The 24,006-nt window shown below is 59.6% G+C and carries 17 protein-coding genes; 14 read left to right on the top strand and 3 right to left on the bottom strand.

Features of this window, described 5'->3' with window-relative positions; genetic code table 11:
* The first annotated feature begins 44 nt into the window (after positions 1-44).
* From V8J63_RS04535 to V8J63_RS04480, 12 genes are all read left to right on the top strand, one after another.
* Positions 45-1,367 carry an APC family permease gene (locus V8J63_RS04535; RefSeq protein WP_336463651.1) on the top strand — a complete coding sequence of 441 codons (1,323 nt, stop codon included), beginning with the start codon at positions 45-47 and terminating at the stop codon, positions 1,365-1,367.
* A 134-nt stretch (positions 1,368-1,501) separates the two neighbouring features.
* A complete protein-coding gene (locus V8J63_RS04530; RefSeq protein ID WP_071171985.1) occupies positions 1,502-2,128 on the top strand; it encodes a TetR/AcrR family transcriptional regulator in 627 nt (208 codons plus the stop codon).
* Between the two features lie 324 nt (positions 2,129-2,452).
* Positions 2,453-3,562 carry an efflux RND transporter periplasmic adaptor subunit gene (locus tag V8J63_RS04525; RefSeq protein ID WP_336463650.1) on the top strand — a complete coding sequence of 370 codons (1,110 nt, stop codon included), beginning with the start codon at positions 2,453-2,455 and terminating at the stop codon, positions 3,560-3,562.
* Entirely contained in the window at positions 3,559-6,648 is a 3,090-nt protein-coding gene (locus tag V8J63_RS04520; RefSeq protein WP_336463649.1) for an efflux RND transporter permease subunit, read from the top strand. The genes V8J63_RS04525 and V8J63_RS04520 overlap by 4 nt, the downstream gene beginning before the upstream one ends.
* A 521-nt stretch (positions 6,649-7,169) precedes the next feature.
* Positions 7,170-8,483, top strand: coding sequence for an aspartate aminotransferase family protein (locus tag V8J63_RS04515; RefSeq protein WP_336463648.1), 1,314 nt, complete (start codon positions 7,170-7,172; stop codon positions 8,481-8,483).
* Entirely contained in the window at positions 8,473-8,976 is a 504-nt protein-coding gene (locus tag V8J63_RS04510) for a GNAT family N-acetyltransferase (RefSeq protein ID WP_039758832.1), read from the top strand. Before V8J63_RS04515 ends, V8J63_RS04510 begins: the two co-directional genes overlap by 11 nt.
* Positions 8,977-8,982: 6 nt before the next feature.
* Entirely contained in the window at positions 8,983-9,465 is a 483-nt protein-coding gene (locus V8J63_RS04505; RefSeq protein ID WP_039758830.1) for an adenylyltransferase/cytidyltransferase family protein, read from the top strand.
* Positions 9,466-9,478: 13 nt separating this feature from the next.
* Positions 9,479-11,191 carry an NAD-dependent epimerase/dehydratase family protein gene (locus V8J63_RS04500; RefSeq protein WP_130888005.1) on the top strand — a complete coding sequence of 571 codons (1,713 nt, stop codon included), beginning with the start codon at positions 9,479-9,481 and terminating at the stop codon, positions 11,189-11,191.
* Positions 11,185-13,449 (top strand): glycoside hydrolase family 65 protein, encoded by a 2,265-nt coding sequence (locus V8J63_RS04495; protein WP_206663208.1) that lies wholly within the window; start codon positions 11,185-11,187, stop codon positions 13,447-13,449. Before V8J63_RS04500 ends, V8J63_RS04495 begins: the two co-directional genes overlap by 7 nt.
* Entirely contained in the window at positions 13,446-14,687 is a 1,242-nt protein-coding gene (locus V8J63_RS04490; RefSeq protein ID WP_110599251.1) for an MFS transporter, read from the top strand. The genes V8J63_RS04495 and V8J63_RS04490 overlap by 4 nt, the downstream gene beginning before the upstream one ends.
* Positions 14,671-15,774, top strand: coding sequence for a DegT/DnrJ/EryC1/StrS family aminotransferase (locus tag V8J63_RS04485; RefSeq protein ID WP_130888004.1), 1,104 nt, complete (start codon positions 14,671-14,673; stop codon positions 15,772-15,774). Before V8J63_RS04490 ends, V8J63_RS04485 begins: the two co-directional genes overlap by 17 nt.
* Positions 15,771-16,880: an NAD(P)/FAD-dependent oxidoreductase gene (locus V8J63_RS04480; RefSeq protein WP_130888003.1), complete on the top strand. Its 1,110-nt coding sequence runs from the start codon at positions 15,771-15,773 to the stop codon at positions 16,878-16,880. Before V8J63_RS04485 ends, V8J63_RS04480 begins: the two co-directional genes overlap by 4 nt.
* Before the next feature lie 20 nt (positions 16,881-16,900).
* On the opposite strand, the gene V8J63_RS04475 is transcribed toward V8J63_RS04480, so the two are convergent.
* Together V8J63_RS04475 and V8J63_RS04470 are read right to left on the bottom strand one after the other, a co-directional pair.
* A complete protein-coding gene (locus V8J63_RS04475) occupies positions 16,901-17,905 on the bottom strand; it encodes an NAD(P)-dependent oxidoreductase (protein WP_197890446.1) in 1,005 nt (334 codons plus the stop codon).
* Positions 17,906-18,019: 114 nt separating this feature from the next.
* A complete protein-coding gene (locus V8J63_RS04470; RefSeq protein WP_336463647.1) occupies positions 18,020-19,843 on the bottom strand; it encodes an NAD(P)/FAD-dependent oxidoreductase in 1,824 nt (607 codons plus the stop codon).
* Between the two features lie 246 nt (positions 19,844-20,089).
* On the opposite strand from V8J63_RS04470, the gene V8J63_RS04465 reads away from it, so the two are divergent.
* The gene (locus V8J63_RS04465; RefSeq protein ID WP_336463646.1) at positions 20,090-21,979 is read left to right on the top strand and encodes a sigma-54-dependent Fis family transcriptional regulator; all 1,890 of its coding nucleotides are present in this window, start codon (positions 20,090-20,092) and stop codon (positions 21,977-21,979) included.
* 238 nt (positions 21,980-22,217) lie between these two features.
* Complete coding sequence (locus V8J63_RS04460) at positions 22,218-22,814, top strand: trypsin-like peptidase domain-containing protein (protein WP_122750270.1); 597 nt, start codon at positions 22,218-22,220, stop codon at positions 22,812-22,814.
* Here the strand turns inward: V8J63_RS04460 and V8J63_RS04455 are convergent, their stop codons facing one another.
* On the bottom strand, positions 22,815-24,002 hold the full coding sequence (locus tag V8J63_RS04455) for an HlyD family type I secretion periplasmic adaptor subunit (RefSeq protein ID WP_370593533.1): 1,188 nt from the start codon (positions 24,000-24,002) through the stop codon (positions 22,815-22,817).
* Positions 24,003-24,006 lie beyond the last annotated feature (4 nt).

Raw genomic sequence — 24,006 nt, 5'->3', positions numbered from 1 at the left:
TTTGAGGTGACAACCCTCCAGCTCCTCCACACCCGAACCAAGGAATGACCGTGACGGCTCCCACTCATAAACCTGCTCTGCGCCGGGCAATCACTTTCCCGATGCTGTTTCTGTTTATTCTCGGCGATGTACTCGGCGCGGGTGTTTACGCCCTCGCCGGAACGATCGCGGGGGAGGTGGGCGGCGCGATTTGGGTGCCGCTGCTGATCGCGTTGTTCTTCGCCATGTTGACGGCGGGTTCCTACGCGGAGCTGGTGACCAAATATCCCCACGCCGGCGCGGCTTCGGTGTTCGCGGAAAAGGCCTTCAAGTCACCGCTCATTTCCTTCCTCGTCGGTTTCTGCATGCTGGCGGCTGCGGTCACCAGCGCTGCGGGTTTGTCGCTGGCGTTTGCCGGTGATTACCTCAACGCTTTTGTCGACGTATCGCCGCAGATTGCCGCCCTGGTGTTTCTCCTGGCGATAGGCCTGCTCAACGCGCGGGGGATCAAGGAGTCGCTTGGGGCAAACCTGGTGATGACCGTGATTGAGCTGTCCGGGTTGATTCTGGTGATCGTGGCTGCGGTCTGGTATTTCCGCACAGGCGATGCGGATCTGGGGCGGACGCTCACGTTCAAACCGGGCGTCAGTCCCATGCTGGCGGTGCTGGGGGCGGCATTGTTGGCGTTCTATTCCTTCGTAGGCTTCGAAACCTCGGCCAATCTTGCGGAGGAAATCAAAGACGTGCGCAAGGTCTACCCGCGCGCCTTGTTCGCCGCTTTGCTCACCGCTGGCGTGGTTTACATGGCGGTGGGCGTGGCGGCTTCTTCGGTGTTGCCTACCGAGAAGTTGGTGGCGACGTCAGCGCCTTTGCTCGAAGTTGTCCGCGCATCGACCCTCGACATCCCGCCGGCGCTCTTCTCTTTTATCGCGCTGATCGCTGTGGCCAACGGTGCGCTGTTAACCATGATCATGGCCAGCCGATTGACCTATGGCATGGCGAATCTGGGGCTGTTGCCGGGTGTTTTGGGTGCGGTGCTGCCTGAACGAAAAACTCCTTGGGCTGCCATTGTTGTAACGACCTTGGTCGCTGTTGCCCTGACACTCACAGGGACGCTGGCAACGCTGGCAGAGACGGTGGTTTTGCTGTTGCTGTTCGTTTTTCTGAGTACCAATGTGGCGGTGCTGGTTCTTCGTCGTGACAGGGTAGAGGAGGACCACTTTCGCGTGCCGACCTTCGTTCCGGTGCTTGCGATCGTGTCGTGTCTGGTGCTGCTCAGTCAGCAGGGGTGGGAGACATGGTTGCGCGCGGGGGCGTTGATCATTGTCGGGATGTTGCTGCATGGCTGTTCTCGTATCAATTTTTCTGCGATCAGTAAGGCCGGGTAGTGCAGCAGCTTGGGAAATTCGTGTTGTTTGGGCGGGCGTATTCGCGAGCAGGCTCGCTCCCACAGTGGATGGGTGGTGTTTTTCAGAATGAGTCACACGTTGTCAGTCGGCGGGCGGGTGAGTAAGCTGCCGACATGAATCAGTCCTCAGTTTCCCCATCCTTCCCCGGCCCGCGTGGTCCCGTCGATCACGACATTCGTGATCAGATTGTCGCGGCGGCCAACGAGCATTTCAGCCAGTACGGCTATGCCAAAACCACGGTGTCCGATCTGGCCAAGGCCATCGGTTTCTCCAAGGCGTACATCTACAAATTCTTCGATTCCAAACAGGCGATCGGCGAAGCGATCTGCGCGAATTGTCTGGGGCAGATCGTTGCGGCGGTCGAGCAAGCGATAAACGAGGAAGACCTGACGCCTACCGAGCGTTTCCGCCGTTTGGTGAAAACCGTGATCGCTACGGGCGTGAACCTGTTCTTCAACGATCGCAAACTCTACGACATTGCTGCGTTTGCAGCGGGTGAGAACTGGCCAAGTGCGCAGCGTTACGATGCGCAGATCAAGCGCTTTATCACCGACATTGTCCGCGATGGTCGCGAGGCCGGTGAGTTCGAGCGCAGGACGCCGCTGGACGAGACGGTCGAGTCGATCCACTTGGCGCTGCGGCCCTTCGTCAATCCACTGATGCTGCAACACAACCTCGATTTCATCGAAGTGGCGCCCACGCTGACTTCGAACCTCATCTTGCGCAGCTTGATGCCTTGACCCTCTGCTGCTCCGAGGAGTCGGATCAGTCGCCCCAACCCAATCCTGTTCCTGACGCAACGACATTTCCGCTGTTCTGTTTGTGACTCATTACTGGTATGGTCACTGGGGCAACATGGCCGCCGCATTTTGGTTATTTCAGTGCTGCGTACCGGAGGTCGTACAGCGCGAAATACAAGAACAGCGCCAGCGGGCTCGGTACTTCTGTCAGCTATCGCTTCTGATTCAGCGCTGAACATCGGGCCGGTGACTATGTGACTGTTGACGATATCGGTCACAAGACTGAGAATATGATGATCATCCTATTTTCAGTAAAGGAATTCCATGCGCCGGCTCCGACCTTTCCCCCTCGCGGTATGTTTGTTGCCCTTGGCCCTGACGGCGTGCGGGGATTCCTCCAGCGCAAAAGATCCACGTACCTTGGCGCCGATTGTCAGATCGGCGGCGGTGCAACCGGCAGAAAATGGATCTCGATCATTCACCGGCGTCGTCGCCGCGCGCACCCAGGGCGATCTGGGCTTTCGCGTTTCGGGCAAGGTGCTCGAGCGTCTGGTTGATACCGGTCAGACGGTCAAGCGCGGCCAGCCACTGATGCGCCTCGACCCGATCGACCTCGGCCTGCAGGCGCGAGCCCAGCAAGAAGCGGTGAGCGCCGCTCGCGCCCGAGCCATACAGACTGCCGGTGACGAAGCGCGCAATCGCAAACTCGTCGCCGCCGGCGCTATTTCGGCATCGGCCTACGATCAGTTCAAAGCCGCAGCCGACACCGCCAGGGCGCAGCTCAATGCCGCTGTGGCGCAAGCGGACGTAGCGCGCAACGCCTCGGGCTACGCGGTTTTGCTGGCGGACGCTGATGGCGTGGTGGTGGAAACCCTTGCCGAGCCGGGGCAAGTCGTCAGCCCGGGACAACCGGTGGTGCGGCTGGCGCGGGCCGGTCAGCGGGAGGCCATCGTCCATCTGCCCGAGACCTTGCGCCCCGCGCCGGGCTCAACCGCTCAGGCAAAACTGTATGGCGATACGTCGGCTGCGGTGAGCGCAAAACTGCGTCTGCTTTCCGATTCGGCCGACAGCACAACTCGTACTTTCGAGGCACGCTATGTGCTCGAAGGCAGTTTGGCCAATGCGCCAATCGGCTCGACGGTCACCGTCGAAATTGCTCAGGGTTCTTCGCCAGATCAGGCGCTGAAAGTGCCCGTCGCCGCGATCTACGACCCGGGCAAAGGCCCCGGCGTGTGGGTCATCGCCGGCACACCGGCGAAAGTGAGCTGGCGCCCGGTCGAGGTGCTGGGCTTGAGCGATGATTCGGCCCGTGTCGCTGGCCAGCTCAACGTCGGTGAGCCGATTGTCGCGCTGGGCGCGCATCTGCTGCGCGATGGCGAAGAAGTGCGCTTGCTTGCCCGCGACGATGGCCAGATTGCCGGGAGTCGTCCATGAGCGAGGGCCGGTTCAACCTTTCTGCTATCGCCGTGCGCCAACGTGCGATCACGGTGTTTCTGATTTTTCTCATCGCCGTGGCCGGCGTCCTGTCGTTCTTCAAATTGGGCCGGGCGGAAGATCCGCCGTTCACGGTCAAGCAGCTAACAGTGATTACCGCGTGGCCGGGAGCGACCGCGCAAGAGATGCAGGATCAGGTCGCCGAACCCCTCGAAAAACGCTTGCAGGAACTGAAGTGGTACGACCGCACGGAAACCTACACGCGCCCGGGACTGGCATTCACCATGGTCTCGTTGCTCGACAGCACACCGCCGTCGCAAGTGCAGGAAGAGTTTTATCAGGCACGGAAAAAGCTCGACGACGAAGCAATCAAGCTGCCGGCGGGTGTCGTCGGGCCGATGGTCAACGACGAGTTCTCCGACGTGACCTTCGCGCTGTTCGCCTTGAAAGCCAAGGGCGAGCCGCAGCGCTTGCTGGTGCGCGACGCGGAGACGTTGCGCCAGCGCCTGTTGCACGTGCCGGGGGTGAAAAAGGTCAACATCATCGGCGAGCAGGCCGAGCGGATATTCGTTTCGTTTTCCCATGATCGGCTGGCGACGCTGGGCTTGTCGCCGCAGGACATCTTCGCCGCGCTGAACAATCAAAACGTGCTGACCCCCGCCGGATCGGTCGAAACTAAAGGGCCAGAGGTGTTTTTGCGCGTCGATGGCGCGTTCGATACGTTGCAGAAAATCCGTGACACGCCTGTTGTCGCTCAGGGCCGAACACTCAAGCTGTCTGACGTGGCCACGGTCGAGCGCGGCTACGAAGACCCGGCAACCTTCCTGGTGCGCAACAACGGCGAAGAAGCGTTATTGCTCGGCGTGATCATGCGCGAGGGCTGGAACGGTCTCGATCTGGGCAAGGCGCTGGATGCCGAGACAGTCAGGATCAACGGGGAAATGCCGTTGGGCATGACGCTGTCGAAAGTCACCGATCAGGCGGTGAATATCGACTCGGCGGTCGGCGAGTTCATGGTCAAGTTCTTTGTCGCGCTGCTGGTGGTCATGCTGGTGTGCTTTCTCAGCATGGGCTGGCGTGTCGGCGTGGTGGTCGCAGCGGCGGTGCCCTTGACCCTGGCGATCGTGTTTGTGGTGATGGCGGCCACCGGCAAGAACTTTGACCGGATCACCCTCGGCTCGCTGATTCTGGCGCTCGGGCTGCTGGTCGATGACGCGATCATCGCTATCGAAATGATGGTGGTGAAGATGGAGGAGGGCTACGACCGCATCAAGGCCTCCGCTTATGCCTGGAGCCACACGGCAGCGCCAATGCTGGCCGGTACGCTGGTGACGGCGATTGGCTTTCTGCCCAACGGATTCGCGCAATCAACGGCGGGCGAATACACCAGCAACATGTTCTGGATTGTCGGCATCGCGCTCATTGCGTCGTGGGTCGTCGCCGTGGCTTTCACGCCGTACCTGGGCGTGAAGCTGTTGCCGGACATCAAGAAAGTCGAAGGCGGGCACGCGGCAATCTACGACACGCCGCGCTATAACCGTTTCCGGCGTGTTCTGGCGTGGGTGATCACGCGCAAATGGCTGGTGGCCGGTGCGGTGGTCGCGCTGTTTGCCGTTGCGATTCCAGGCATGGGGCTGGTGAAGAAGCAGTTCTTTCCGACCTCTGACCGCCCCGAAGTGATGATCGAAGTGCAGATGCCCTACGGCACGTCCATCGAGCAGACCAGTGCCGCGGCGGCCAAGGTCGAAGCCTGGCTGCATCAGCAGGAAGAGGCCAAAATCGTCACCGCCTATATCGGTCAGGGTGCACCACGGTTTTTCCTGGCGATGGCGCCGGAGTTGCCGGACCCATCGTTCGCCAAAATCGTTGTGCTGACCGACAGCCAAAACGCCCGTGAAACTCTGAAGTTGCGTTTGCGCGAAGCGGTCGCCGAAGGGCTTGCTCCAGAGGCGCGGGTTCGGGCGACGCAAATTGTCTTCGGCCCGTATTCGCCATTTCCGGTGGCCTATCGGGTGATGGGGCCTGATCCGGCGAAATTGCGCGACATCGCCGAGCAGGTCAGGGCAGTGATGCAGGACAGCCCGATGATGAGAACCGTCAACACTGACTGGGGGCCGCTGACGCCGACCTTGCATTTCAACCTGGATCAGGACCGCTTGCAGGCGGTGGGGCTTACGTCCAGCGCGGTCGCCCAGCAGTTGCAATTTCTGCTCAGCGGCGTGCCGATCACGGCGGTGCGCGAGGACATCCGTTCCGTGCAGGTCGTTGGCCGTGCGGCGGGCAATATCCGCCTGGACCCGGCACAGATCGAAGGCTTCACCCTGGTCGGTGCGGCGGGGCAGCGCATCCCGCTGTCGCAGATCGGCCAGGTCGAAGTGCGCATGGAAGACCCGATCCTGCGCCGCCGCGATCGCACGCCGACCATCACCGTCCGTGGCGACATCGCCGAAGGTTTGCAGCCACCGGACGTTTCCGGTGCGATCATCCAGCAGTTGCAGCCGATCATCGAAAACCTGCCTTCCGGCTACCGGATTGAACAGGCGGGCGCCATCGAAGAATCCGGCAAGGCCGGCAAAGCGATTCTGCCATTGCTGCCGATCATGATAGCCATGACCTTGCTGATCATCATCGTCCAGGTACGCTCGATTTCGGCGATGATCATGGTCTTCCTGACCTCGCCGTTAGGCTTGATCGGCGTGGTGCCGACGCTGCTGATCTTCAACCAGCCATTCGGCATCAATGCGCTGGTCGGGTTGATTGCGCTGTCGGGGATTCTGATGCGCAACACGCTGATTCTGATCGGGCAGATTCATCATAACGAGCAGGAAGGGCTGGCGCCGTTCCATGCCGTGGTCGAAGCGACAGTGCAACGGGCGCGCCCGGTATTGTTGACCGCGCTGGCGGCGATTCTCGCGTTCATTCCGCTGACCCACTCGGTGTTCTGGGGCACGCTGGCGTACACGCTGATCGGCGGCACGTTTGTTGGCACCGTCATCACGCTGGTGTTTCTGCCGGCGATGTATGCGATCTGGTTCAGGATTCGGCCTGAGAACAGGGGGCAGGTTCAACCCTCGCGTTCGGTATAAGGTCAGGTTTGAAAGAGGCCCGTCAATGACGGGCCTTTTGCTATCCGCGACTAACTCTCTCTCTTGGCTATTGGAGTTTTCAAGTGTGCGGAGTTGACCCTCGTCATTAACCAGGTCCGCCGCTTATACAGGATGTGATTAATAAGCATCACAGTTGTTTGCGAAACTTGCGGATCAGATTTTCCAATCATTGAAAGAATGCGTTTTGCTGTGGCTAACTTGCTGAAATATAAGTGCGAAAATTCATTTATATCTGTTTGAAATAATGCGCCTGATGTTTTGCGCTACTTTCTCTTAAGAAAAACAGTTTTCATTGGCAAACAAGCTGTTAGGCGGCCATTTATTTTTTAAATTGACGCGGCGTAGATGGCGGGGCTAGTTTTTCCTCCAACTTGCTGCGCTGCTTTCTACGTTATTGCGTATCGCACGATCGAATCTTGTTCGAATGCCATGGCGAATTTCATTTGCCTGGGTATTGGACTTTGTTCGCTCTAAACTTTTTAAAGGGAGAGTCAGTCGTCATGGATTGTTTAAAGGAAACACGTGTTGGCAATGTTCTATCGGGATGGAACCACTTGTCGGTAGTCGGGCCGATAAATGTGCAGAATACCGCCGGCGCGCGCGTTCAGCTGTCATCGGGCGAATGGCGCGATGATTATATTATGGGCTGGGGATCCTGCCTGTTGGGGCACGATAGTCCGGTCATCAAAAACTCCATTCTCAAGGCACTGGAGCGGGGCTTTCTTCAGCAGTATGAGACCGATGAACATCGTCTGTTGAGTGAGCGGTTCTGTGCGGTCGTCCCCTGCGCCGAAAAGTTGCGGCTGGTCAACTCCGGACTGGAAGCGACCATGTATGCGACGCGTATCGCCCGTGCCGTTACCGGTCGACGCATCATCATCAAGTTCGAAGGGCATTTTCATGGGCTTAATGACTCTTTGACCTGGAACGTGGATTCTTCACCGCGCTCTGGCGCGTTATTGGCGGGAAGAGAACTGGAACGTTTATCGGGCACTGTGGGAATTCCTGACGAATTCGGCAACTTGACGGTTTCGGTTTCATGGAATGATCTGGAAGCGCTGGAAAATGCTTTTGAAAAATACAAGGACGATGTGGCAGGGGTGATCCTGGAACCTGTTGCATTGAATATCGGATGCATCAGACCGGATGAAGGTTTTCTGCAAAATGTGCGTGCGCTGACCAGCCGTAAGGGTGCGCTGCTGATCTTCGACGAAGTGCTCACCGGTTTCCGCGCAAACATTGGTGGTGCGCAAAAGGACTTCGGTGTCGTACCCGACATCGCCGCCTTCGGCAAGGCGTTCGGCTGCGGCATGCCGATCGCGGGTATTGCCGGTAAAGCCGAATACATGGACGTAATCGCACCACGCGGTCCTGTTCAGGTCAGCGGGACCAATACGGGGCGATACCTGTCCGTGTCCGCCGCGCTTGCCGCCATCGAGCATTTGCAGGATGGAACGGTGCACCGGCACATCGCCGCGCTGGAATCGCGCTTGAAGGCCGGGCTTAGGGACGTTTTCGATAAACACCACATACCCTGTCATATCGATGGGTACGGCGGTCGAATCGGCGTCCACATCGGAACCTCCGAACGTCCTCGAACCATGAGGGAGATAGAGCATTTCTACCCGATCGCCTTTGCCCAGAAGTTGTTCGCCCTGCTATCCCGTGAGTACAACTTGTATGGCTTTTTGATGCCCCTCAGTTATTGCCCAGAGCCTGTCACCCTGAGTGCATCGCATACGACTGAAATGTTGGCGGACGCCTGTGAGCGGCTGGATTCGGCACTCAAGAGGGTTCAGTACCATGCCAAATGAACCTGTTACGAAGATTCGCCTGCGGCGATTTGCAAAGGCTGACATGGAAGCTGTTCTGGGGTTGGTCGCCCAGATTGCCTCTGGCGAGGATCTTACCGAGTCTGCGGGTCAGCAATTTGCCAATGAACTTGCCAATCCTCAATTTGAGGGGGGGCGATTTGTCGCCACAGTAGACGGACGGGTGATCGGGACGATGGGCTGCGCCGCAGGTCCGATCCCCTCGAAGTATGTCCTGTGGGCAGACTGGTTGATTGTTGATAGCCAATACCGTCGATACGGGGTGGCTTCGTTGTTATATGACGAAATTGAAAAGTACGCTCTGGCAAATGAAAAGACATGGTTATGTCTGGATATAGGAAATATTGACAAAGAACGTGCAGCCTACCGTTTTCATTTACGCAATGGTTTTCAAATCGTCGGGCAGCTTCCCGATTACTGGGGAGAACTTGAACACCTGAACATCATGGCTAAATCTCTTATCTCAAAGGAATGAATAATCATGGGCGTTTTAAGTGACATCACTGCACTGCAGGATGAGGCGGTTTATTGCCGCGAAAAAGGTTTGACTATCGGTCTTTGTCACGGCTGTTTCGACATTGTGCATCCTGGGCACCTTTATCATTTGCAACGTGCCAGAACAATGGTGGATCGATTGTTCGTGTCAGTTACCGCCGACCCATATGTCAATAAAGGAGCGGACCGGCCGGTATTCCCCGATCAAAAACGCGCAGAGTTTCTTGCCTCTATTCGCTATTGCGATCATGTCATCGTAAATCACACACCCACTGCTGAATTGATGATCAAGACGCTACGTCCCAACCTCTATTTCAAGGGTGCGGATTACAGTGACGGGTCAGACGTGAGACTTCAGGCGGAGCGCGCACTGGTTGAAAGCGCAGGGGGGCGAATGATCTTGACGGACGACAAGATATTCGACTCGACGTCCAGAATCGCCCGGCTCGTCATGTCCACGCACAGATGACAGGTAAACAATCATGTCAAAACTTTTGCTGATTGACCTCGACGGAACAATGATCGACACGCCGCATTTTCAAGCGTGGAGCAACGTCGCTCACAGACTTGCCGGCAAACAACTGACTCAGCGCGAATACATTGACCACATTGCCGGACGTCCTCGCATGGAAGGCGCTTCACGATTGCTGGCGCTGATCACCGATGACATCGGTGCTCAAAGGAGCGGCTCGCTCAGCGCAGACGAACTGGCGCAGCACAAACAAAAGGAATTTCTACAACTCTCCCAAGGCACTGAGCTGTTCGAGGATGCAAAGCGCTTGCTGGAACGCATTGCACAAGCCGCACAGCCAGTGATGTTTTATACGGCGTCTCTGAATGCGCCGCAGTTGTTCGAGGCGGCTATCGAGCGCTCCAGTCTGCGGCAAGAATCCAGGTTATCGATTACCCGACAGGCGCCCGGTCAGAGCCGCGAAGCGCTGATTCAACAACTGGTCGGAAGCCGCGATCCGCAGGATGTCGAGCTGATTGACGACAGTCCCTATGCAACGGATCTGGCCTGTGGCCTGGGGCTCCATGCCTGGCAGATCCGCCGGCATGCTCTTGAGCCCAAGGCTGCTCATCCACAGGCATCAATACTGTCATCGCTTGATGAATACCCGCTGGCAAACCCATCCCAAGGAAGGACCATGAATAATCAATCCGCTGTTCTCGTTACAGGCGGTGCGGGCTACATTGGCTCGCGTCTGGTACCAAAACTGCTGGCTGCCGGTTACCGGGTCCGGGTACTGGATGCGCTTTATTTCGGCAACGGCCTGGAGGGCGTGATGAACCATCCGGCACTGGAATTCATAAAGGGCGATATTCGCGATCCGCTGCTCGTCGAGCAGTCGCTTCGGGGGATGCACACCGTTGTCCATCTTGCCGCAGTGGCCAATGATCCCAGTTTCAATTCGGCACCCGAACTCGGCCAGTCCATCAATATCGATTGTCTGCCGCATCTCATGAGCAGTGCAAAGCGCCTTGGCTGCCGGCGCTTTATCTATGCATCCTCAGCCAGTGTCTACGGCGTCAATACAGAACCATTTGTCGATGAGCGCCAACCCTGCGTGCCCATCACCGACTACAACCGCTTCAAGGCTGACGGCGAAAAAATACTGTTCGGGCTCACTGATGCATCCTTTGAAACCGTCGCGGTTCGAGCCGCTACCGTGTGCGGCTGGTCGCCTCGCCAGCGCCTGGATCTGACCGTCAATATCCTTACCGCCAGTGCGCTGGCGCGCGGTGAAATTACCGTGTTCGGCGGCAGTCAATACCGCCCCAATGTGCATATCGGCGATCTGACCCGGCTGTATACGATGCTCGTGGAGCGCGAATCGCTGGACGAAGTCTGCGGAACCGCAATCAACGTCGGCTACGAAAACCACACGGTGACCGAGATAGCCGATCAGGTAAAACAGGTTGTCGATCGTTACTTCCTCGTCAACGTGCCGATCACCACTACCCGCAGCGATGATGTTCGGTCTTACCGTCTGGATTCGCGACGGGTGCAGGAGACACTGGGTTTCGAGTTCATCTATTCGATCAGGGATGCCATCGTGGAAATCTGCGAGCAATGGCAATCCGGGAACTTCAACGACAGTGACGATGTGTTGTCCGACACCCGCTATCACAATGTGCGCAACATGCTGCACAAAGACTGGTCGTTCCAGCCGTCGGGGGACACGTCGTGCTGACCATCGCTTATGGAGAGGAGTGCGAGGATATCGTCGGTATCGAGCCGCGGACATCGTCCTTCGCAGCCTGCGTGGCAATGCTGGCCAATCCCTTGATCGGCGTGCGCCCGCATGTGCCCAGTGCCTCGCCGCGCACACGGCGCACGCAACTGCTCTGCGCGGGGGTCTATGCACCCGGGGTCGGCGTTTCGCGGGAGATCATTTCTTTGCCAGCGCCGGCAGTCCTGCGCCTCTACGATGTGGACACGGGCGAACCTCTCGAGCCATCAGGCGATGGACCGGCGGTGGTGTTGGCAATGGATCAGGCGACAGTCAGCAGTCGCGAGCTGTTCCAACTGCGGGGCGTCCGTTATGAGCTGACGATTGATCAGTTCATTGATGCCCCTGATGACAGTGCCGTGTCGACCCGCATCAGTCTGACTCGACTGGGCGAGCCGACCGGTGCGCACCGATTGCGACTGGATTACGGCGTGGATGGCAGTGCCGAGAATGAATACCTGGGCACCAGTGACTGGCTGACCGCCCGACATTACCGTTTTGGGCAAAGTGTTGTCGATCGAACGGCCTTCACTGTGGATGTCGATGCCGCAGAGTATCGGCTGCGCTACGACGTACGTGTCGAACAGTCCGGTTCAGCGGCGAGTTCCGTTGTTTGCTGGCGACACGGCCTGCAGGGTTGTATTACTTCCGTCACCATGGATTTCGACTCGGTGTTGCAGCATCGCATCGCCACGCATTGGCGGGTTGCAATCGATGGCGAGCACAGTATGCCCGACGCGCTTTCTGGCGACTTCGATGTGACCCATATCCAGAGCAGCCATCTTGACCGATGGAGCAGGATCTGGAGCGAGCATGACGTCACTGTTCAAACCGCGCAGAGACGTACCGATCTGGGCATCAAATACGCGATGTTTCAATTGCTACAGCACGGCGTGGGAGTCGCACCCCCCGAGCGGGGAACGCTCTCGCCGGCGCGCGGCCTGACCAGTACGTATCACTCCGGAGCGACGTTTTTCGATACCGAACTGCACAAGTGCATGTTCTGGATCTGGAACGAACCCGGTGTCGCCAGGGCGTTGATTGACTATCGCTACCACTGTCTGGAACAAGCGCGGGAGTTTGCTCGGGCCAGTGGCTATGAGGGAGCGCGTTTTCCGGAAGCAGCCAATGATCGAGGGCGGGAAAATGGTCCCCATTATGTGCTGGCGTATCCCGAACAGGACATTCGACGAGAGTGGAGTGTCCATGAGGTGCTCCACATTTCGGCAGACGTTTGCTATGCCGTGAACAAATACTGGAAGGTCACCGGTGACGATGCGTTCATGATCTCTCGCGGCTTTGAAATGCTGCTCGAGTGCGCCCGTTTCGCCGCGTCCGTGTTCAAGTGGTCCGAGAGTCGTCAGGCGTATGTCGTTGAATCGGTCATGGGGCCGGACGAATACCACTATCATGTGGACAACAGCTTTTTTACCAATTACATGCTGCGCTGGTGCCTCCGGTCAGCGCTTTCCCTGTGCGACCGGCCGGGCTTTCCGGGATTGCCCGAGGCACAGTTCAGGCGCTGGCAGTCGATAGCCGATAACGTCTTTCTGCCCTGGATAACTGTGGGTGGGGTGGTCATTCCTGAAGAGTTTGAGGGTTATGCCGCCTTACCTGACACGCAGCTGCGTTCCGACAAAAAGCGTGGGCCGCAGTTTGCGGACGAGGCCGAACGGGAGAGCGCAGAGAATCTGCAGAATTTCGCGTCGCAGGTAGTCAAACAGGCGGACATCGTGTTGTTGATGTCGATGTTTCCAGAAGATTTTTCAACGGACGTGAAACGCGCAGCGTTCGAATATTATGAACCGCGTACGGTGCATGAATCGTCATTGAGCTACGGCCCGCACGCGGTTGTCGCCGCGCACTTGGGCAAGACGTCGATCAGTGCCGATTTCATTGCTCGGGCCAGCCGCTACAACCTCGATTTCACTCCGCTCGACGACTATAGCAATGGCCTGCATCTTTCCGCCTATGCCGGAGCCTGGCAGGGCTTGGTGGAAGGGTTGGCAGGACTTGATCTCGTTGCGGACCAACTGGCCTTCCGCCCGAGGTTGCCCGCCGATTGGGATGCCTACCACTTCACCCTTGAGTTTCGGGGCCGGCGTCTGCGCATTTCCGTAATCGGAGACGATGAGCTGGAAATCCGCGAGGGCGGCCGGCAGTTGCCAACCGAACGTGGCCAGGATGGATATATATGCCTCAAGGAGGGGCACCGATGATTTCTATCAAAGAACGCTTATCCCCCTATAACGATGCGCTGCGAGTCTTGCCTTTTCGCAAGTTGCTGATCGGCCAGGGCCTGTCGATGGCCGGCGACGCCATCTGTCTGGCGGCGCTGCCGATAGCGCTGATACGGGACGGTTTTGGTGGTGATGTGTTTGGCTTCATCATGGCCGCAGTCGGAATCGGAACCGTCGTCGGTGCTCTGGCCGGCGGCATGCTGGCGGATCGCAAGTCGCCTCGACAGGTGCTCATCTACACCGATACGGCCCGAGGCATGGCGCAGCTTGCGGCCGTCGCACTGCTTCTGACCGGTGCGCCTTGGGGCTGGCTGGTGCTGGCCTATCTGATCTTCGGCATCGGCATCGGCGTTTCTCGGCCCTGCGCTCAGGTGCTGCTGGTCAGCCTGTTACCCAAAAAGGCGCTGGTCGCGGGCAACGGCGCGATGAACTTCATCGATAACCTGGTCGCCATTCTGTTTCCGGCGACGTTGGGCGTGTTCATCATCTTGTGGGATCCGGTCTGGGGGATACTGATCGATGGCTTGACCTTCTTCGGCGCGGCGATTTACACCGCTCAGTTACCGAATGTCGGCCGTCATGAATCCGAAGAGGAGTTCTCCCTACGCGAGGCGTTCAAGGGCATCACCGTGGTCAGCCGTAACGCCACGCTGCTGCTGGGGTTTGCGGCGACGCTGGTGGTGAACGTGCTGTGTTTTCCGATTTTTCTGGTCGTTGCACCCTACGCGATCAGTCTTCGTTTCAGCGAAGAAATGTGGGGATATTGCCTGGCAGCATCAGGGTTCGGCGCTTGTCTCGGATCGGTTGTCACCGTGCTGGCCTCGGGGCACGAACGCCTGGTGGGACTTGCGGTGGTATGCGGGTTGTTCCTGGCCGGAGCGATGGCGTTACTCGGGCTGGGGACGGCGGCATGGATGGCGGTTCTGGGGGCGACGTTCGTCGGTATCGTCGAAGCGTCCTGGCTCACCGGCTGGGCAACCGCCATGCAAACACTGTCGCCCGAAAAGGATCTGGGCAAAGTCGTGGCGGTGGATACCTTTGTCACCAGCGGTGTGCACCCGTTCATTTATCTGGGCAGCGGCGTAGTCGGCGGGATGATCGGCTATTCCCAGACGCTTGCGTTGACCGCCGTCATCAGCGCGGTTGGCACTCTGCTGATCGTCCTGACGTCCATCATGTTCATGCCAGGGAGTGCGCGTAATGATCAAGTGCAATAACGTACAGGAACAGGCCCAGGATCTCTGTGGCGAGATCTTTGAACGCTGGCGGGAGCTGTTGCAATCGGGCGAGTTCATTCTCGGCGATCAGGTTCTGGCGTTCGAGTCATGGATGTCGGATCGTTGTGGCGGCGCGCACGCCGTTGCCCTCAATTCAGGCACGGATGCGCTGTTTCTGGCATTGCGCGCGCTCGATATCGGCCCCGGTGACGAGGTGATCACCTGCGCCAATACCTTTGTTGCCACTGTCGGAGCCATTGTTGCTGTTGGTGCCCGGCCGATCCTGGCAGATGTGGGTGACGATGAACTCCTGAGCGTCGAGACGATTGCGCCACTTGTGAATGATCGGACCAAAGCCGTGATTCCTGTCTATCTGCGCGGACGCCCTTTGGATATCGACCCAATCATCGACCTGTGCCGCTCGGGCGGGGTTGCCGTGATCGAGGATTGCGCTCAGGCGATAGGCACCGTGATCGATGGCCGGCAAGTCGGCACTCGCGCTGATGCGTCAGCGTTTTCCATGCATCCGTTGAAGACGCTCGGTGGTCTGGGTGACGGCGGGATGCTGGTGACTCGCGATCCGGGAATTGCCGAATACGCGCGGATTGCACGCAATCACGGCCTGGAAAACCGTAACGAATCGATCCGGTTCGGCATCAACTCCAGACTCGACTCGTTGCAGGCAGCAGCACTCAACATCAAAGCGCAGTATCTGGATCAGTGGCTGAAGCGACGCGTGGAAATTGCCGCGTTCTATGATGACGTCCTCTCGACAACCCGCACGGGCACTGACCTGGGGCGCGGCAAACCGGGAAATGCCTACTATCACTATGTCGTGCAATCCACGCATCGTGACGAGCTGCAGGCTTATCTGGCAGAGCATGATGTGCAAGCGGCCATTCATTATCCGGTGCCCATTCATTGGCAGAAGGCATGGTTGAGCAGTCAGCCGCGCATTGCGTTGCCCACAACCGAACGCCTGTCCCGGCAAATGATCACACTTCCTTGCCACCATCATTTGTCGGATGGCGATGTAGAAAAGGTCGTCACGCTGATCAAGCAATTTGAACGCGCGGTGAGGTGGTGAGCGTCGATATCGAATGTGTCGTGATTGGCGCCGGAGTGCTCGGGCTGGCTGTCGCCCGGGCCCTGGCCGTGAGCGGCCGTGAAGTGATCGTGGTGGAGGCGGGTGAACGCATTGGAACCGGCATCAGCTCGCGCAATTCAGAAGTCATTCACGCCGGCATCTACTACCCCACTGGCAGCCTCAAGGCGCAAATGTGCGTCGACGGCAGGCATCGCCTGTATGCCTTTTGCGAAGCGCACGCAGTAGCGCGCCAACCTCTGGGCAAGCTTGTTGTCGCAACCGATGAGGCGCAGTGCGGGGCATTGCAGCGGTTATGGCAGCAGGGACGGCGCAATGGCGTCAACGACCTGCAACTGCTCAGCGCCCGGCAGGCGCTGGAACTGGAGCCTGAGTTGTCATGTATCGCGGCACTCTGGTCGCCCTCTACCGCAATTGTCGACTCCCATGCCTTGATGCTTGCCTTGCAGGCAGACGCCGAGGCGGCGGGCACCTCGTTTGCCTTTAACACGCCGTTCGAATCGGCCTGTCGTCGCCCGCAGGGTTTTGAGTTGCAGATCGGCGGTGCGCAACCCATGAACGTCAGCTGTGGCGAACTGATCAACTGTGCGGGCTTGTCTGCGCCCCAGCTTGCGGGTCACATTGTCGGTCTGTCTTCACGATACGTCCCGTTGGCCAGGTTGTGCAAAGGCAGCTACTTCAGCTTCAGCGGTCGGATACCTTTTCGCCATCTCATCTATCCCGCGCCCGAAGCCGCGGGTCTCGGCGTGCACATGACGCTTGACCTGGGGGGGCAGGCGCGTTTCGGACCGGATGTCGAGTGGGTCGATCAGGTTGATTACCGTGTGGATCCTCAGCGGGCCGAAGGTTTCTATCAGGCGATTCGCCGCTATTGGCCCGGCCTGCCCGATGGCAGCCTGGAACCGGCCTATAGCGGCATCCGCCCGAAAATCAACGCCGTACACGAACCGGCGGCGGACTTTGTCATCAGTGGCCCATCGGTGCATGGAGTGCCGGGGCTGGTTAATCTGTTCGGCATCGAATCTCCAGGATTGACGAGCTGTCTCGCCATCGCGGAGCGTGTCGTACAGGCGCTCGGGCAAAATTGACCAGCCTTTGTCCAGGGGGGTCACACGTCCAATTCGATCAGCTCGCCATCGTCTTTTTCCAGCCGCTGTAAAAACACCTGCGCCTCCAGCAATTGATACGGAAAATACAGCCCCGGCCGTACAGGCGCTTGCCCGTCCAGCCCAATCAGCCGTTCCAGCAGCATAGCGACACTCAGCCCGGTCAACGCCGCTGCGCCTGATCGGTGAACCACGGCGTGGCGTGTGCGCAACGGCTGTCCATCGTGATCCATGCCTTCAAGTTCGATGAGTATTTCCGTCGACATCGGCAGACCCTGACGCCGGGTCGAGCTGATGCCGCTGGCGAGGTTGAACTCGACGTTCGGGGCGTCGGTGGCGGCGGCCAGGCCTGTCACGTCGATGGAGGAGAAGCCGGCGCCCTGCAGGGTCGTGCCGTCGACGGCGCGGAAGCTGACCTTGGCATCGTCGCCTTCACGCCAGATGAATTCGCCGTCACGGCGGGTCAGCGCGGCGGGCAGCATTTTGTTCAGGTGCTCGAAATCGACGGCTACGGTCGGGCCGCCGCCGTCCTGTTCGTCGACCAGGGCATGAATGCGGATGTCGTGCACGCGGGCGAATGCCTTGGCGATGTGCAGCGTTGCGACGGTGGTGGCGCCGACCATCCATTCGTAGCCGAGGACAATGGGCGACGCGTCGGGGGTGTGAATGAAACTGGCGATTTGCGGGGCGATTTCGAACACGCCGGAAGAGATGCTCAGGTGCGGCACCTTGCGCTTTTGCGCAAAGCGCAGCCCGGCGAGGGCGTGGTCCATGTAGAACAGGGCGATGGCGCTGACCGGGCGATCACCCAGCCCCAGATCATCTGCGCGAGCATCGATGACCACACCCTGGGCATTGCCGATTTGCTCGGCGGTTTGCTCAGCCTTGGCGAGGTCGCGTCCGCCGATCAGCAAGGGGACGTCGGGATGCGCTGCGCGCAATGCGCGGGCCGTCTGGTGGCCGATGGCGCCGGAGCCGCCCATGAACAGAATGGGATGAAGTGGCATGAATCCTCCTCATTTTTCCTGGATTGAAACGTGCTTGGGCTAGACACCCTAGCACGCACTTTCCAGTTCGCCGGTGCACTTGGCCTGCGCACCGACGAACGACCACTTGAGGAATCAGCCCAGATGATGCCGCTCTGCAAGGCGATAAACATCGGTATCGAGGCCTTCGAAACGGGCTTTCAACTGCAACGCCAGATACAGCGAATAGTGCCGTGACTGATGCAGGTTGCCGCCGTGGAACCAGAGGTTCTGCTGCTGGGTCGGCTTCCACATGTTGCGCAGTTCACCTTCATACGGGCCGGGGTCGTTGGTGGTGCCGGAACCCAGGCCCCAGCAGCGTCCGACCTTGTCGGCGACTTGCTGAGAAATCAGCTTCGCGGCCCAGCCGTTCATCGAGCCATAACCTGTCGCATAAACGATGAGATCGGCCGGCAAGCGGCTGCCATCGGTGAGCACCACCGCATCCGCTTCGATGCGTTCGACACCGAGGCCCGGCGCGCTCTTGAGCTTGATCGTGCCGTTGGCGATCAGTTCCGAGGCGCCGACGTCGATGTAGTAACCCGAGCCACGGCGTACGTATTTCATGAACAAACCCGATTCGTCATCGCCGAAATCGAGCATGAAACCCGCCCGGCTCAGGCGTTCATAGAAGTCCTTGTCGCGCTCCTTGATCGCGTCGAAGATCGGCCGATGAAACTGTGGCATGACCTTGTACGGAATCGAGGCGAACAGCAGGTCGGCCTTGTCCGTGGTCAGCCCCGACTCGAGCGCCTCTTCGGAATAAAGCCCGCCGAAAACCAGTTCCATCAGGCTGTCCGAACGCACGATGTGCGTGCTCGAACGTTGCACCATGGTCACCTCGGCGCCGTTTTCCACCAGATCGGCGCAGATGTCGTGGGCTGAATTGTTCGCGCCGATGACCACTGCGCGCTTGCCTTTCCACGCATCGCCGCCGGGGTGACGGCTGGAGTGATGTTGCTGGCCCTGGAAGTTTTCGGCGCCTGGATACACCGGCACATTCGGTACGCCAGACATGCCGGTGGCGAGGATCAGTTGCGTCGGTTGCAGGGTGACGGGCTCGCCGTTGCGCAGGACCTCCACGGTCCAGCGGCCAGTCTCTTCGTCAAACGTAGCGCCGAGGCATTCAGTGCGCGGCCAGTAGTTGAGTTCCATGACCTTGGTGTACATCTCCAGCCAGTCGCCGATCTGGTCTTTCGGGGTGAACACCGGCCAGTGGTCGGGGAAGGGCAGGTAGGGCATGTGGTCGTACCAGACCGGGTCGTGCAGGCACAGCGACTTGTAGCGGCCGCGCCATTGATCGCCGGGGCGTTCGGCTTTGTCGATGATCAGCGTCGGTACGCCCATGCGTTTGAGCCTTGCGCCGAGGCCGAGCCCGCCCTGACCGCCGCCGACGATCAGGCAGTACGGTTGCGTGGTGATGCCCAGCGCCGCTTCTTCATCGCGGCGGCGCTCCAGCCAGTTGCGCTTGTCAGCGTGGGCATGGCCGTGGCTCGCGCCCATCGGCCGGCGGCGGCCGCTGGGTTCTTCGAAGCCTTTGAGTTCGCGCATGGTGGTCAGCAGCGTCCAGCACAGACCGTCCTTCAGGCGCACGTAGCCTTTGCCGCGCGCAGTGTCGGTTTCCAGACTCATCCAGCCTTCAAGCACGCCATCGGTGAGCGTGGCTTCACCTTCGAGTTGCCAGCGTTCGGGCCGGGTCTGCTCAAGGCGTGTTTCGAGCATGTCGCGAATCGCCGGTTTGCCTTCCAGGGTGACGAGGTTCCAGCTGAACAGCAGCAAGTCACGCCAGTGGCATTCTTCGGCAAACAGCTCCAGCGTGCCGTCCACATCTCGTTGCGCCAGACGTTCGCCGAGGCGTTCGACCCAGGCCGCAAGTTGCGCTGTTGGCGATTGCAAAGGGGTTTCAATAGCGATGTTCATGGGGCCACTCCCGATCTTGTTGTTTTGGTAAGCCATGGCATCAGAGCAAGGCTTGGGCCATCTCATTGAAAGGCGCGGGCCAGAGCGTTTGATGCAAAGGCCGACAAGGCTTGGCGCAGGCGACATGTCACAAATTCGAGAATCGCGGATGACACTGTGTCACTCGGCGCGAAATTCCCCCGCAACGAGCTTTTCATCTAAGCTGCGGACACACCCGTGTCTTCACCGAAGCGGAGAACAACAACAATGAAACCGGCCTCGATCAACGCCCACGCGCGCCAGGTACTGCAAGCCGTGCAGGGCTCTGTTGCCAGCCACAGCGCGGCGGCAGACCTGGCGATCACCCGTTCGTGGCGGCGCTGCCTGGATCAATACCAGCTTGATCCGGCCAGCCGCCGCGCGCCGGACGTGCTCGAACAGGCGCGTTTGCGCGAACACCGTGCGCCGCTGGAACACATCATTTCCGTGGCGCACTGGCAGATGAACAGCCTGCACCAGCAACTGGGACGTGACGGCCATGTCGTGCTGCTCACCGATGCGCGCGGCGTGGCGATCGACAGCGTGTTCAACGAAGCCGAACGCGGCGAGTTCCAGCGCTCCGGGCTGTGGCTCGGCTCGGTCTGGAGCGAGGAGCACGAGGGCACCAACGGTGTCGGCACCTGCCTGGTCGAGCGCCAGCACGTGACCATTCGCCGCGACGAGCATTTCCGTGGCCAGCACGTCGGCCTGACCTGTTCGGCCAGCCCGATATTCGACGCCAGCGGTGAGTTGCTCGCGGTGCTCAACCTTTCCTCCGTGCGCGAGGACAGCAGCCTTGAGCAACGCTTCAAGGCCATGGCCCTGACCAATCTGTCGGCCAGGTTGATCGAGAGCTGTTTTTTCCTTGGCCACGATCCGCAACGCTATTTGCTGCGGTTTCATCCCGATGCCGGGTTTGTCGGGCTGCTGGGTGAAGGCCTGCTCAGCTTCGACGAGAGTGCGCGGATCTGTTCGGTGAATGCGGCGGCGCTGGATCTGTTGGGCCTGAGCCGCGAGCAGATGGTCGGGCAGTCGTTGACCATGTTGCTGGAAACGCCGATGGAGCAGTTGCTCGATCAGGCCAGTGCTCAGACGCACGTCTGCTGGCCGATGCGCCTGGCCGACGGGCGCTTGTTCTACGGCCAGTTGCGCGAACCGATCCGCTCCGCGCCGTTGACGCTTGCACCTGTCCCGGCAATCAAGGATGAGCGCGTATGCCTGGAAGACCCGCGCCTGCAACGCGGATTCGCCCGCGCACTCCGTGTACTGGAGCGCGACGTGCCAGTGTTTCTGCAAGGTGAAACCGGCACCGGCAAGGAGGCCTTTGCGGCAGCGCTGCATCGCGCCAGCTCCCGCGCCGGCCAGCCGTTTGTCGCGATCAACTGCGCGGCGATCCCCGAGACGCTGATTGAAAGCGAGCTGTTCGGCTATCGCGGCGGCAGCTTCACTGGCGCGCGCAAGGACGGCATGGTCGGCAAGCTTGAGCAGGCCCATGGCGGCATTCTGTTTCTCGACGAAATCGGCGACATGCCCCTCGCGCTACAGACCCGTCTGCTGCGGGTGCTCGAAGAGCGCCAGGTCGTGCCGCTGGGCAGCGCAACGCCGCGACCGCTTGATGTACGCCTGATCAGCGCCAGTCACCAGAATCTGCCAGCCTGCGTGGCCGACGGACGCCTGCGCGAGGACCTGTTCTATCGCATTGGCGGTTTCGCTGTGGAACTGCCGCCGCTGCGCGAGCGTTCCGACAAGGGCCGTCTGCTCGACCTGCTGCTGCGCGAAGAAGCGGCGGGCGCCACTGTGCGGCTGCAAGCGGGAGTTCGAGAGCGCTTGCTGGCGCAGCCCTGGCCGGGCAACGTCCGGCAACTGCGCACCTGTTTGCGGACGTTGGTGGCGTTGGCAGTGGAAGGCCGGGTCACGCTGGAGGACGTGCACGAGTTACTGCCCGCAAGTGACGACCAACCTGTTGACGATCCACTGGGCGTATCCGAACGGCAAACTCTGCTCAGCATGATCGAAGCTGAACACTGGCATGTCGCGCGAGTTGCCCGTCGTCTGGGGATTAGCCGCAATACGCTGTACCGCAAGCTTCGTCAGCATGGGATCAATCGACCTGGTTGAAGACAATCGCGATCATTTGCGTTCATTCGCTGTTGATTGCGCGTATTGCCGGAAAATTGCTTGGATCCAATCATTGACCCACTATATCGCACGCCGACAAGCGGTAGGCTGAGCCTATTGCCCAAAGTGATGGCGCAATGACATATTGCAGCACCTTTCCTCACTTCAAGATGTACCGAAAATGCGCCCCCTCAAGTCACTTGTTGCAGCGTCGTTGCTGCTCAGCGGGTGCAATGGAATGCCAGTCGCTTTTGTTCAGGATCCTGTTTTAGACCAAGCCTTTGTCGTTCACTCCGGCGCGCCTTTGCCGTACGTGCTGATGGGTTCGGCTGTGCAATGGAATGAAGACTTCGCCGTGACGGTGAAGCACATTCCTTACTTGTCGGGCACGGTTTTCCAGGGGCAGGCAGATGTGCAGTTCTTCCGTCACAAGGCCAATAGCGTGCCGGCGTGGCGCGGCTACAAGCCGGGCGAGGAGCTGACTTCGGTGGGCTTCAATTCGCTGTACATGTCTGTCAAAGGCACCGGCCAGGCGTTGCCGGCGATGGTTCGCCTCGACGTCAAAGAGGGCAACGTGCTTTACGGCACCCATAATGGCGCGCTGGCCAAAGGCATGTCCGGCGGGCCGGTGTTCTCCGCCGATGGCAAAGTGGTTGGCATCAACGTGGCGTTTCTCACCCGCGATGATGTCAGCCGCCTCAAGCGCAAGGACTTGCTCGATCAACCGCGCGTGAGCATTTTCCTGCCGTACGCGGAGATCAATCGCGAGTGGTCGCGCTATCAGGCCAGCATCACCCCGACAGCGCCACCAGCGACCAAACTCGCCAGCCGCTGATCAGCGTTCGCGCAACGCTTCGCGGGCGCGGTTGAGCGGTTTGATCAGATAGTCCAGCACGGTTTTTTCGCCGGTACGGATGTCCACCGTGGCGATCATCCCGGGCACAATGGCGAAGCGTTTCCCGGCCTTGTTGCGCAGTTCATCCGAAGCGGTACGGATGAACACGCGGTAATAGAAGATTTCCGGCTTGGCTTCGTCCTGGATGGTGTCCGGCGAGATCGTCACCACCTCGCCGTCGAGGCTGCCGTAGATCGAATAGTCATAGGCGGTGATTTTCACTTTCGCCGCCTGGCCCGGGTGAATGAAGGCGATGTCGCGCGGCGAGATACGCGTCTCGATCAGCAGTTGTTCATCCAGCGGTACGATCTGCATGACCTGGCCGTTGGGCGCAATGACGCCGCCAATCGTGCTGACCTCGATGTCCTTGACGATGCCGCGCACCGGCGAGCGCAGGGTCAGGCGCGACAGTGAATCGGTGCGCCCACGGATCACCGCTTCGAGCATCTGCGCTTCGGCGTTGGCCTTGGCCAGGTCTTCGCGGGCGCGGACCATGTAATCGGAGCGGGCTTCGGTGGCCTTCAATTCCAGCTCCGAGCGTTGACGGGTCAGGCGCAGCACTTCGACCCGGCTCGAGGCGCCGATCTTCGCCAGGTTTTCAGTGATCGCCAGTTCGCTGCGCACCAGTTTCAGCGAGCTCTGAATACCGTCTAGGGTTTCCGCCAGACCTTTGCGCCGGGTCTGGTAGAGCTCGGTTTCGGCGCGGATCAGATCGGGAAATTCCTGCAGCGATGCGTCGAAGGTCAGCGGCTTTTCGCTGACTTCGGCTTGCAAGCGGTTGACGCTGGCCAGCGCCGCGCGGTACTTGGCCGCGCTTTCGCCGACGTTGGACTGGTTTTTTACCGGGTCCAGTTGCGCGAGGATCTGCCCGCGCTCGACCAATGCGCCTTCGCTGACATTGAGCTGCTCGAGAATGCCGCCCTCCATCGACTGAATCACTTGCTCGCGCGAGCTCGGCACCACTTTGCCGGTGCCGGTCGAGACCTCGACGATTTCAAACCACGCCGCCCAGGCAATGAAGCAGGCGAGCATCAGCGCGCACCCCCAGATCACCTTTGCGCCACCGGCAAGCGCACGCTCATCGCGGCCGTCGAGGTAGGACATCGGGTCCGGCACATCGGTCATCATCGGC

Origin of the sequence: Pseudomonas sp. CCNWLW23, assembly GCF_037095675.1 — a bacterium.
Classification (GTDB): Bacteria; Pseudomonadota; Gammaproteobacteria; order Pseudomonadales; family Pseudomonadaceae; genus Aquipseudomonas; species Aquipseudomonas atacamensis.
This window is presented reverse-complemented; position numbering and strand designations above follow the sequence as displayed.